An 11,646-nucleotide genomic window follows, 5' to 3' on the forward strand; every position below is an offset into this window, starting at 1 on the left:
ATCATACAATCTGGCAGAACTGAGACAACGGCAAGCCGCAGGAGAGCAATGGCGGGCGGCGCCGGAGTAACAAGGTGCCGAGGGCGCTGCTCGCCCTGGCGGCACTCTGCGCGGCAGCCGCCGTCGTACTCCAGCTCTTCCCCCACCTGACCGCGTCGTCCGCGTCCACAGCACGACCTCCGCACTCCACGGCGGCTCCGCGCCCGATGCCGGTCAGTGACGCGCACAGCGCGCCCGTACGCCTGTACGCCCCCGCGATCCACCTGTCGGCCGACGTGCTGCCGCTCGCGCTCGACGGCGCGGGCGCCATCGAGGTCCCAGGATTCGCCGACGCCGCGAAGGCCGGCTGGTACGCGCTGGGGCCGCGGCCCGGGCAGCCGGGGCCCGCCGTCTTCGTGGGCCACCGCGACGCGCCCGACAACGTGTACCGGCACGGCCGGCGCGTCGGGGGCAGGCACCTCAAGAACGGCGCGTTCGCCAAGATCGGCAGGCTGCACCCCGGCGACCGGGTCGAGGTGGAACGCGGCGACGGCTCACGCGTCGCGTTCCGGGTGACGCGGATCGGCACATACCGGACGGACAGGTTCCCCACGGCGCGCGTCTACGCGCCCTCGCGGCGGCCGGAACTGCGGCTGATCACCTGCGGCGGGCTGATCGCGCCCGACGGCCACTGGGACGCGAACGTCGTGGTGACCGCGGTGGCCGCCGGCTGACGGCCCGACAGTCCGCTGACGTCAGGCCGCGAGGTTGGTGTCGTCGGGCCGCGGCCCGCCCATGCCGAGCTCGCGCGTCCCGGCCGCGGCGGTGCCCGCGGGGTGCGGCGCCGCACCGTCCTCGCAGCCCTCGCCGCTCTCGTCGGCGCCGCCAGCCCCGTCAGCCCCGTCCGCGCTCGCGCGCGCACGGCGCGAGCGCACCAGGCGGCCGAAGCGCGAGGAGGCCGCGACCGCCGACACCAGCGGGGTCAGCAGGGCCGTCGCGATCGGATTGAGCAGCAGGGCGACGGCGGTCCCGAGCGCGAAGCCGCCGATGACGTCCGTCGGATAGTGGACGCCCAGGTAGACGCGGGTGAAGCCCTCCAGCACGGCGAGCCCGATCGCGGCCAGGCCGAACTTCCTGTGCACGACGAAGAGCCCGACGCCCACGGCCATCGCCACGGTGGCGTGATCGCTGACGAAGGCGTAGCCGTGCTGGCCGTGCACGAGGACGTCGATGCCCTTGTGGTCGAGGAACGGCCGCGGCCGCTGCACGAAGCTCCGCACGGGGATGTTGACGAGGAGCGCCGCGCCCGCCGCGAGCGGCGCCCAGATCAGCCCGGCGACGCCGCCGACCGCGTCGTCCGCCGCGCCACGCCGGCGCACGGCCAGCCAGCAGCCGAGCACGACGAGGACCAGCGCGATGAGGACGCCGTACGCGCCGACGAACTCCACCACGCGGTCGAACCACGACGGTGTTCCCTTGGCCAGCCCGTTGACGTCGTAGAGCAGGCCGACGTCGGGGTTCGAACCGTCGAGTGCCAGTCCAGCCATCTGCCTCGGCCCCTTGCCTGTCGCCCGGCCCTGCCTCTCGGCCGTGTGCCCTGTCGGACCCGGAGTGCGGCACGTGACATGTGACACATGACAGGCGCTCAGCCACAACGGGTAGTCCGTCCAGGAAACGGCCTGAGCCCGTCCCGCGTTCCGCTATCCACGGAACGAGCACCAGGACGTTATCGAAGAGTGACCCATCACCCCAGCTCAGGGCCTTGGCTTGACGGAGAGTGAGGACCGCGCGAGGGTCGGGTGCGTGGCCGAAACCCTCACACCGAAGCGGGCAGATCGGTGGGCAGCGAGGCCGCGCCGTCCTGGGTGACCCGGGTCGCCCCGAAGTAGTCGGGCGAGTCCACGTCGTCGAGCCGGACCTTCGCCCCGGTGTGCGGGGCGTCGATCATCTTGCCGTTGCCCACGTAGATGCCGACGTGGTGGATAGCCCGCGAATTGCTCAGGTCGGTCGAGAAGAAGACCAGGTCCCCGGGGCGCAACTCGCTCCGCGCCGGGTGCGGCCCCGCGTTGTACTGGTCGTTCGCGACGCGCGGCAGCTCGACCCCCACCGCGCGGTACGCGGCCTGGGTCAGCCCCGAGCAGTCGAACCTGCCGCCCTGCGCCGCCGTGCCGCTGCCGCCCCACAGGTACGGCGTGCCGATCTTGCCCTGCGCGAAGTTGATCGCCCCCGCCGCCTGGGCGGTCGGTGCCACCCTGCCGACGGGCTTCGAGAAGCTCTTGGCGAGCGTGGTGATGGACTTGACGTAGTTCCGCGTCTCCTTGTACGGCGGCACACCGCGGTGCTGGAGGACGGCGTACGTGCCGGCGTTGTACGCGGCGAGCATGTTGGCGGTCCGATCCCCCGGCACGTGCCGCACATACTTGGCGAGTTCGCAGTCATAGGCGGCGGCCGACGCGATCGCGTCGGCGGGGTCGAAGATGTCCCGCTTCCCGTCACCGTCCCCGTCGACGGCGTGCGCGGCCCAGGTCGACGGCAGGAACTGCCCCATGCCGTAGGCGTTGGCCGCGCTCCTCGCCCGCGGGTTCCAGCCGCTCTCCTGGTAGAGCTGCGCGGCGAGTAGCGGAGCGCTGATGGCGGAACAGGTATGGCCGAAACGCTGCACGAGGGACGTGTACTGAGCCGGCACGGCCCCGGCGGCCAGCCCGACCGCGGCCCCCGCGGCACCACCGGCGAGCCCCGAGGCGGCCACGAACGTCCCCACCAGCAGCAACCCGACGAACCCGGCCCCACACCCGCCGACCGCGCCGCCGACCAACCAAGCCTTGCGCACAGTCAGACACCCCTCTCCAGCGGCACGGAGCAAGTGTAGACAGGCTGACGCGTGCTCAGGCGGCGGCGGACGAGGACGACCAGAAGTCGTCGTCACACACCCGCCGCCGGATTCCGCGTCGAGGTGCATCAACGACAGTCATTGCCCAAAGTCACGCACCGTGATACACAGAGTAACCGACCGTGTCGCCACGCGACCACCGCGCACCAGGTCAGGGCATCAACATCGGTCATATGTGCGGTGATCGGGTAAAGAGAGCCGCCAAGCGGCGTACGGGACCGGTTCCATCAGCGATGATTGGACCTGACCCGTGCCGTACGGCACGGGCAGCGAAAGACCAAACAGGGGCGGTGAGTTACATGTACCTGGCGGCCGGCAAGGGCGACATCAACACCATCATCGGTGGCATCGCCCCCAACTGGGGCCCATTCTCCAGCCTGGGCAGCGAGGCCAAGGTGATGATCGAGGTGGTGATGGCGGTGGCCATCCTCCTCTGCCTCGGCATCGCCATCTGGGGCGCGGCGAAGCAGCGGATCGGCGCGACGGCACTGCGCGACACCTTCAGCGCGGAACAGGGCAAGGGCCTGATCGTCGCGGGGCTGACCGGGGTGTTCATCATCGGCTCGCTCGGCACGCTCTTCACGATCGTGTACGGCATGGCGGTCTGACGACGCGCGGGCCGGCGGCCGCCCGCCCCTCCACCCGACCCGCCGCGCCCACCGGCTGAGGATGCGCCACTTCGATGTCCCGCCCACTGCTGCCACCCACGAACCCGAGCCCGGCCACGCCCGCGCGCCCGGCCACGCCCGCGCGCCCGGCGATGAGCCGCCGCACGACGGCGGCGGCTCACCTGATGCCGAGTCACCTCGACGCGCGCCGGGCCGGTCCGGCCGGGCTACCGTCATACATGGGCGTACGCGTCAACGCGGACGGTGAAGGGGACGGGCGATGAGCTTCGGCGACGACCACGACTACGGCGGCGATCCCGGCCAGACACGCACCCGCCTGCCGGAAGGCGGCGGCGAGGGCCACGGCGCCCGCCGTCCCATGCGCACGTCACGCTCCCTCGTGACCGTGGTCGGCGTGGTCGTCCTCCTCATCGCGGCGATCGCCTTCGCGAACCGCGGCGGCGGAGGCAACGGCTCCGCGTCCAGCGGCAAGGGGCCCGGCGGCTCCGCCGCGGGCGCGGCGGCCGACCCCACGGCCCCGACCGGCACCAAGCCGGTCACCGGCACGTCAGGCCCTGACGGCGCGATCCCGTCGGGCTTCGCCGACACCCAGCAGGGCGCGGCAAGCGCCGCGGCCAACTACGCGGTCGCGCTCGGCTCCGTCGGCATGTTCCACACGCAGCAGCGCCACGCCGTCGTCGACACGATCTACACCCGGGCCGCCGCGGCCGAACTGCAGCCCAGCCTCGACACGGCCTACTCCACCGACTTCCTCGCCGAACTGGGCCTGGACGCCTCCGGCAACGCCCCGCACGGCTCCACCTTCATCTCCCGCACCATCCCGGTGGGCACCAAGGTCGACAGCTACAGCACCGGAGCCGCCAAGATCTCGGTCTGGTACACGGGCCTCATCGGCATGGCAGGCACCACCTCGAAGAACCCGGTCGCCACGACCTGGAAGACGGCCACCTTCCAGCTCCAGTGGGCCGGCAAGGACTGGAAGATCGTCTCCGACACGGAAAAGAGCGGCCCCGCCCCGGTCCCCGGCGACGACGCGGCCTCCACGGCCGAGCAGATCACCAAGGCCGTCAAGCAGTTTGGAGGCTTCACCTATGCCAGGTAGCTCCCGGCTACGCGCCCGGTCGATCTCCACCGTCCTCGCAGTACTTCCGGCCTCCGTCCTCCTGCTGGCGTCCAACGCGGCGGCCGCACCGTCGCCGAGCCCTTCCGTCAACTGTGATGCGCAAAAGGGCCTGGTCAAGGACTATTGCAAGTCCGGCGGCAGTACCGGCACCGGCGGCATCCCCACCCCCGACTCCCTCGATCCCCTCTCCTCCCTCGGCCGCGGCTGCGCCGACGCCGCCGCGTGGACCATCGGGAAGTTGTCGAGCGCCGTCAAGGAGACCGCGAACGTCGACTTCACGAACACGTCGTTCCTGCGGCAGTACGCCGTCGTCTTCGCCGCATCGACCATCCTCACGCTGATCCTGTGGCTGCTCGCCGTCGCCAAGCGCGCCGTCCGCGGCGTCCCTCTCACCACCGCGATCTCCGAGGCCATCGGCTTCCTCTGGCTGACCGTCCTCGCCTCCGCCTTCACCCCGCTGATCCTCTACACGGTCGTCTCCGCCGTGGACAGCGTCACCGACGTCATCGCCAAGACCACCGGCGGCCAGACCGACGTCTTCTTCGGCGGGTTCTCCGACGCCCTCAAGAAGGGCAACGACATCGGCGGCGGCCCCATCATGCTGATCGTCGTCTCCCTCGTCTCCATCCTCGCCGCCGGCGTCCTCTGGCTCGAACTCGTCATCAGGGCCGCCCTCCTCTATGTCGGCGCCCTCCTCGGCACCGTCGTCTACGCGGGGCTCGTCGACAAGAACATGTGGGGCCACGTCCGCCGCTGGGCCGGCATCATGATCGCCGTGATCATGGTGAAACCCGTGATCGTCGTCGTGCTGAGCCTCGCCGGCGCCCTCTCGGGCGACAAGGGACCCGACGCGTTCTCCGCCGTCGTCTCCGGCCTCGCCATCATCCTGCTCGCGATCTTCGCCTCCGCCATGATCTACCGCTTCGTGCCCGGCTTCGGCGACGAGATCGCCACCTCGCGCGCGGGCCGCAAGCAGGCCACCGACGGGTCACAGGCCGCCGCCGTGCTCTCCTCGCCCGCCAACCTCGTCGCGCAGGGCATCAAGACCCACTCCACCCGCGCCCCCCAGCACGGCGGCAGCGGAGGCAGCGGAGGCACCGACGGCGGCGGAGGCGGCGGCGGCGCCCGCCCCGCCAACCCGGTGAGCGGCGGCGTCAGCGCCCACGGATCCCGCGCCCCCCAGTCCGGGGGCGGGGCAGGCGGCGGACATGTCCCCTCCGCCGCACCCCCGCCCCGCAGCCCCAGCCCGACCACCGGCACACCCCACGGCTCCCGCCGCACCGGCGGCGGCCAGGGCGGCCCAGGCACCGACAGCAGGAGGTAGAGGGCGTTGACGACCCAGTCCCACCCCATCGCGCCCCGCCGCACGTATCTCATCGGCCGCGCCAGGCCGAACGCGATCGTCGGCAAGAACCGCGAGACCGGCGAGATCGCCCTGATCATCGCCGGCGCCTTCCTCGGCATGATGAGCGGCCTCATCGTGCCCGTGCTGTCCCTGCGGATCGTCTTCCTCATGGGCTTCCCCATGCTGGCGCTCGCCGCCGTCTACGTCCCGTACAAGCACCGCACGTTCTACAAGTGGTTCGAGATCAACCGCAGCTACAAGCGCGTCCTGCGGCGCGGCACCACCTACCGCTCCACCGCCATGGAGGCCGGCACCTCCGCCGACGGACGCGAGGTCGAGATCGGCCCGCCCCCCGGCATCGGCCACATCAACTGGCTCGCCGCCCCCTTCGGCCCCGACGAGATCGCCGTACTCCTGCACGCCGACCGCCGCACCGTCACCGCCGCCATCGAGATCGAGGGCCCCGGCGTCGGCCTGCGCGACAGCGAGGACCAGGAAGCACTCGTCGACCGCTTCGGCACCCTCCTCAAGCACGTCGCCAACGGCGACGGCTTCGTCACCCGCCTGCAGATGCTCGCCCGCACCCTCCCCGCCGACCCCGACGCCCACGCCAAGGACGTCTCGCAGCGCGGCGACGACGCCGCCCCCCGCTGGCTCCAGGACTCCTACGACCAGCTCCAGTCCATGGTCTCCACCTCGAGCGAGCAGCACCGCGCCTACCTCGTCGCCTGCATGCACTTCAACCGCGAACTGGCCGCCGAGGCCCAGGCCATGGCACGCGCCGCCCGGCACGCCGGCGGCACAGGCGGCCGCAAACTCGACCACGACGCCGGCCTCGCCGTCGTCATGGCCCGCGAGCTCACCGACATCTGCGCACGCCTCGCCGAGGCCGACATCCGGGTGCGCCAGCCCCTCGGCCAGGCACGCCTCGCCTCCCTCGTGCACTCCATGTACGACCCCGACCACCCCATCGACCACATCCAGGCCATGACGAAACGAAACGCCTGGCCGGCCGAGCTCGACGCCGTGGAACCCACCTACCTCAAGGCCAAGACCCGCGAGTCCACCACCCGCGCCCCCTGGTGCCACTCCACGGCCTGGGTCAAGGAGTGGCCGATGACGCCCGTCGGCGTCAACTTCCTCGCCCCGCTGCTCGTCCACACCCCGGACGTGATCCGCACGGTCGCCGTCACGATGGACCTGGAGCCCACCGAGATCGCCATCGAGCGCATGCTCACCGAGAAGGTGAACGACGAGGCCGAGGCCAGCCGCGCCGCCAAGATGAACCGCACGGTCGACCCCCGCGACATCGCCGCCCACGGCAGGCTCGACCAACGGGGTGAAGATCTCGCCAGCGGCGCCGCGGGCGTCAACCTCGTCGGGTACATCACCGTGTCGTCACGCTCACCCGAGGCGCTCGCCCGCGACAAGCGCACCATCAGGGCGTCCGCCGGAAAGTCCTACCTCAAGCTGGAGTGGTGCGACCGCGAGCATCACAGGGCCTTCGTCAACACCCTGCCGTTCGCCACCGGCATCCGCCGATGACACCCCGCCGATGACGCACCGCCGAGCCGAAAGCCGAGCCGAAAGGGGTCCGCGATGAAAGACCCGCTGTCCGCCGTCACGGACGCGTTCACCAGCTTCCTGTTCGGAGCAGTGGAGACCACGCGGCTGCCCGTGCGCACCTCGACGGGCCAGGCGCAGGCCGTCTACCTGCCCACCGCCGCCCCCGGCCTCGGCGACAGCGGAGTGATCATCGGCCGCGAGGTCTACAGCGGCAAGGGCTACATCTACGACCCCTTCCGCCTCTACGGTCAGCAACTGCCCGCCCCGCACTGGCTCGTGCTCGGCGAGTCCGGCAACGGAAAGTCCGCGCTGGAGAAGACGTACGTCCTGCGCCAGTTGCGCTTCCGCGACCGCCAGGTCGTCGTGCTCGACGCCCAGGGCGAGGACGGCGCGGGCGAGTGGAACCTCATCGCGCAGGAGCTGGGGATAACCCCCATCCGCCTCGACGCCATGGCCGCCCTCGACGACGGCATCCGCCTCAACCCCCTCGACCCGGCCATCACCACCACAGGACAGCTCGCCCTGCTGCGCACCATCATCGAGGTCGCGATGGGCCACGGCCTCGACGAGCGCTCAGGATTCGCACTCAAGGTCGCCCACGCCTACGTCAACGAGACCATCACGCAGCGCCAGCCCGTCCTGACGGACATCGTCGACCAGCTGCGCCACCCGGAACCCGAGTCCGCCGAGGCGATGAACGTCGACATAGACGACGTACGGGCCTGGGGCCTCGACGTCGCGCTCGTCCTCGACCGCCTCGTCGACGGCGACCTGCGCGGCATGTTCGACGGCCCCACCACCGTCGGCATCGACCTCGACGCCCCGCTCATCGTCTTCGACCTCTCCCACATCGACCGCAACTCGATCGCCATGCCGATCCTCATGGCCATCGTCGGCGTCTGGCTGGAACACACCTGGATCCGCCCCGACCGCAAGAAGCGGATCTTCCTCGTCGAAGAGGCCTGGCACATCATCAACAGCCCCTTCGTCGCCCAGCTGTTCCAGCGGCTGCTCAAGTTCGGCCGCCGCCTCGGCCTCTCGTTCGTCGCCGTCGTCCACCACCTCTCCGACGTCGTCGACGGCGCGGCCGCGAAGGAAGCCGCCGCGATCCTCAAGATGGCCTCCACCAGGACCATCTACGCGCAGAAGGCGGACGAGGCCCGCGCCACGGGCCGCGTCCTCGGCCTGCCGCGATGGGCCGTGGAGATCATCCCCACACTCTCCCCCGGCATCGCCGTCTGGGACGTCAACGGCAACGTGCAGGTCGTCAAGCACCTGGTCACCGAGGCCGAACGCCCCCTCGTCTTCACCGACCGCGCCATGACCGAGGCCTCCGAGCGCGCCGGGCTCCCCACCGTCGGCGCCCAGCCGCTGCCCGATGAGCTCCCCGAGGACATCAGGGCCGCCGAGTGGGAAACCGAGCAGCGAGCCGCCTACCTGGAGCATCAGCGGCAGCGGGGCGAGTCCTCCGAGTCCGAGTCGACGGTGGCGTGACGCCGATGGCCCGCGACGACACCGGCAGGAACGGCGGAACGGGCGGCAGCGGGGAGGCGCACGGCGGCCGGCAGAGCGGCGTCCCCGACGGCCTGCTGCTGGGCCTGATCGCGTTCATCCTCGGCCTCACCATCCTCGTCTGGACGGCGACGGGGCTCGGCGGCCTCTTCACCCACGGCGGCTGGCCCGACGGCGTCGACTTCACCCGCACCCCGTCCGCCATGCGCGCCCTGGTGACCCACCCGCACGACCTGCACGGCGCCTGGCCGGCCACGCCGCCGGGCCAGCTGTCCGGGTACGGCCTGTTCTGGGGTCTGCTGATCAGCCAGCTGATGGTCCTCACCGTGCTCACGGTGTTCGTGCTCGGCGTCGTGACCCGCTACCGCGCGGTGCGGGCCGGCCGCCGCGACCGGGCGAGGCGGGCACGCGAGCGTGCGTACGACGAGGCCTACGAGCGTGACAGCGCCCGCGATCACGAGAGCGGGCGCGATCACGAGCACGGTCGCGGGCGTGGCCAGGCTCGGGAACACGAGCACCCCCACGACCCGCCTCGTCCCCCCGCGCCGGCGCCGGCGGTGCGGGACGTTCTCCCGGCGGCGCCGCCGCTCGAACAGACCCAGGCCCCGACGGAGCAGCCGCCGCCCGCGGCGCCCATCACGGCTGCGCCGGACCAGACCCCCGCGGTCCCCGCCGTGCCGCTCCCGGCGCAGCGCGCGCCCCAGCAGGTCCACTACGGCGATGTCGAGACGCGCAGGCCGACGGCCGTGGCCGCCATCAGGGACGCCGAGGGCCCCGCCCTCGTCGTCACCTCGGACCCCAGGCTCTGGTCAGAGACCAAGGACGCACGCGCCAAGCTGGGGCCCGTGCTCGTCTACGACCCGGGCCACCTCTGCGACACCCCGGCCCGGCTGCACTGGGCGCCCACCACGGGGTGCGAGGACCCCGGCATCGCGGCGGACAGAGCAATAGCGCTCCTGGCCCCGGTACGTCCCCACGCGGCGCTCGACGCGGCGATGGCGGACACCGCGGAAACGCTCCTCCGCTGCTGGCTGCACGCAGCGGCCGTGGACGGGCGCCCCTTCCGCCAGGTCCACCGCTGGGCCCAGGGCAACGGCGCACAGGAGGCCGTGCGCATCCTGCGCACCCACCCCAAGGCCGCGTCCGGCCACGCGGGCCTGCTGGAGAGCGCCCTGACCGCGCACGCGCAACGCCGAGAGGTCGCTCAGCAGCTGACGGCGCGTGCGCTGGAGGCGCTCTCGTCGATCCACATCAGGGACGCCTGCACGTACAGCAGAACTGATGCCGTCTCACTGGAGTCGTTCGCGGCAGAAGGGGGGACACTGTACGTGGTGGGTGAACCCATCGAGGATCCCCGCTCACGCCCCGGCGCGATGCCGCTCCTGACGGCTCTCGCCTCGCACGTGGTCGAGCACGGCCGCCGCATGGCCGCACGGTCACCTGACGGTCGGCTCGACCCACCAATGTCCCTCGTCCTCGACGACGTTGCCGCGGTCGCCCCACTGCCGATGCTGCCCGACCTGCTGGCCACGGGCCGCGCACAGGGCCTGCCGCCGCTGGCGTTGCTGCGCTCACGGGAACAGGGCCGCGCCCGCTGGCCGCGGCACGGCTTCGCGGAGACGCCCTGAGCCCGAGCCCGGCCGTGAGCCTGTGTCCGACCCGGGCTCAGGGCCGGCTGACGGCCATCTCCATTTCCCTGGCGGAAGGGTCGGTCGCGAAGGGCACGAGCACCCCGGTCGGCACGAACCCGGCCTTGCGGTAGGCGGCCTGCGCGCGAGGGTTCTGCTCGTGCACATAGAGCCGTACGCGCTCCAGACGCGGCCCGTCGAGTGACCAGGCCCAGTCGAGCGCTGCGGCCATCAGACGGCCCAGGAGGCCGGAACCGCGCTGCTCGGCCCGGACGAAGACGCCGACGACGTGTCCCTGCCGCTGCTGGACGACGGTCTCCATGAAGTCGATGCTGCCGGCTTCCTCGACGAGGACGGCCACGCTGCCCGACCAGCTGCCGTCGGGCGCCTCGGCGACGAACTGCCGTACCTCGCCGGGTCGTCCGGCGGCACGCTGCATCCAGAAGGAGTCGGGCTCCTTCACGGAACGCTCGTAGGTCTCGAGGAAGGCGATGGGAGCCGCCGGGTCCTGCAGGGCGAGCAGGCGGAGCTCCTTCACCTTCTCCCATTCCTCGGCGCGCACGGCGCGGATCACGTGGTCCATGGTGGTGATGCTCCCCGCGGAACCGGCAGGCCCGCAAGTCAAAAAAAATACCCGTAAATGCGAAAAGGCCCGCACCTGTGGTGCGGGCCTCCCCGACTTGTCTTGCAACGTATTGTTCGGCGGCGTCCTACTCTCCCACAGGGTCCCCCCTGCAGTACCATCGGCGCAGTAGAGCTTAGCTTCCGGGTTCGGAATGTAACCGGGCGTTTCCCCTACGCTAAAACCACCGAAACACTATGAAACTATCGAACACCGGTATATACATCACGGCTGTTCGTGGTTTCAGAACCAACACAGTGGACGCGAGCCTCTATGGACAAGCCCTCGGCCTATTAGTACCGGTCAACTCCACCAGTCACCTGGCTTCCATCTCCGGCCTATCAACCCAGTC

General features: G+C 71.3%; 10 protein-coding genes and 2 rRNA genes. 7 read left to right on the plus strand and 5 right to left on the minus strand.

Annotation, left to right across the window (positions count from 1 at the left end; translation table 11 throughout):
* Positions 1–74: 74 nt before the first annotated feature.
* On the plus strand, positions 75–713 hold the full coding sequence (locus tag JFN87_RS28300; protein ID WP_209344540.1) for a sortase domain-containing protein: 639 nt from the start codon (positions 75–77) through the stop codon (positions 711–713).
* 21 nt (positions 714–734) lie between these two features.
* On the opposite strand, the gene JFN87_RS28305 is transcribed toward JFN87_RS28300, so the two are convergent.
* Together JFN87_RS28305 and JFN87_RS28310 are read right to left on the minus strand one after the other, a co-directional pair.
* Positions 735–1,526: a phosphatase PAP2 family protein gene (locus JFN87_RS28305; RefSeq protein WP_209344542.1), complete on the minus strand. Its 792-nt coding sequence runs from the start codon at positions 1,524–1,526 to the stop codon at positions 735–737.
* Positions 1,527–1,795: 269 nt separating this feature from the next.
* Complete coding sequence (locus JFN87_RS28310; protein ID WP_307865620.1) at positions 1,796–2,809, minus strand: C40 family peptidase; 1,014 nt, start codon at positions 2,807–2,809, stop codon at positions 1,796–1,798.
* 359 nt (positions 2,810–3,168) lie between these two features.
* Between JFN87_RS28310 and JFN87_RS28315 the strand changes: the two genes are divergently transcribed.
* The 6 genes from JFN87_RS28315 (at position 3,169) to JFN87_RS28340 (ending at position 10,672) form a co-directional block, all read left to right on the plus strand.
* Positions 3,169–3,477: a DUF8827 family protein gene (locus JFN87_RS28315; RefSeq protein WP_209344558.1), complete on the plus strand. Its 309-nt coding sequence runs from the start codon at positions 3,169–3,171 to the stop codon at positions 3,475–3,477.
* 280 nt (positions 3,478–3,757) lie between these two features.
* Positions 3,758–4,600, plus strand: a complete 843-nt coding sequence (locus tag JFN87_RS28320) for a DUF8175 domain-containg protein (RefSeq protein ID WP_209344546.1) — start codon at positions 3,758–3,760, stop codon at positions 4,598–4,600.
* Positions 4,590–5,945, plus strand: a complete 1,356-nt coding sequence (locus JFN87_RS28325; RefSeq protein ID WP_209344548.1) for a hypothetical protein — start codon at positions 4,590–4,592, stop codon at positions 5,943–5,945. The genes JFN87_RS28320 and JFN87_RS28325 overlap by 11 nt, the downstream gene beginning before the upstream one ends.
* 6 nt (positions 5,946–5,951) lie before the next feature.
* Positions 5,952–7,511: an SCO6880 family protein gene (locus tag JFN87_RS28330; protein ID WP_209344549.1), complete on the plus strand. Its 1,560-nt coding sequence runs from the start codon at positions 5,952–5,954 to the stop codon at positions 7,509–7,511.
* Positions 7,512–7,565: 54 nt separating this feature from the next.
* Entirely contained in the window at positions 7,566–9,026 is a 1,461-nt protein-coding gene (locus tag JFN87_RS28335; protein WP_209344552.1) for an ATP-binding protein, read from the plus strand.
* A 5-nt stretch (positions 9,027–9,031) separates the two neighbouring features.
* The gene (locus JFN87_RS28340) at positions 9,032–10,672 is read left to right on the plus strand and encodes a type IV secretory system conjugative DNA transfer family protein (protein ID WP_209344554.1); all 1,641 of its coding nucleotides are present in this window, start codon (positions 9,032–9,034) and stop codon (positions 10,670–10,672) included.
* Positions 10,673–10,709: 37 nt separating this feature from the next.
* Here JFN87_RS28340 and JFN87_RS28345 read toward each other — a convergent pair whose 3' ends face one another.
* From JFN87_RS28345 to JFN87_RS28355, 3 genes are all read right to left on the minus strand, one after another.
* On the minus strand, positions 10,710–11,255 hold the full coding sequence (locus tag JFN87_RS28345; protein WP_209344556.1) for a GNAT family N-acetyltransferase: 546 nt from the start codon (positions 11,253–11,255) through the stop codon (positions 10,710–10,712).
* 114 nt (positions 11,256–11,369) lie between these two features.
* A 5S ribosomal RNA gene (rrf, locus tag JFN87_RS28350) occupies positions 11,370–11,486 on the minus strand.
* Between the two features lie 81 nt (positions 11,487–11,567).
* A 23S ribosomal RNA gene (locus JFN87_RS28355) occupies positions 11,568–11,646 on the minus strand; the annotation flags it as partial.

The organism is Streptomyces montanisoli, assembly GCF_017813245.1.
GTDB classification, from domain to species: Bacteria; Actinomycetota; Actinomycetes; order Streptomycetales; family Streptomycetaceae; genus Streptomyces; species Streptomyces montanisoli.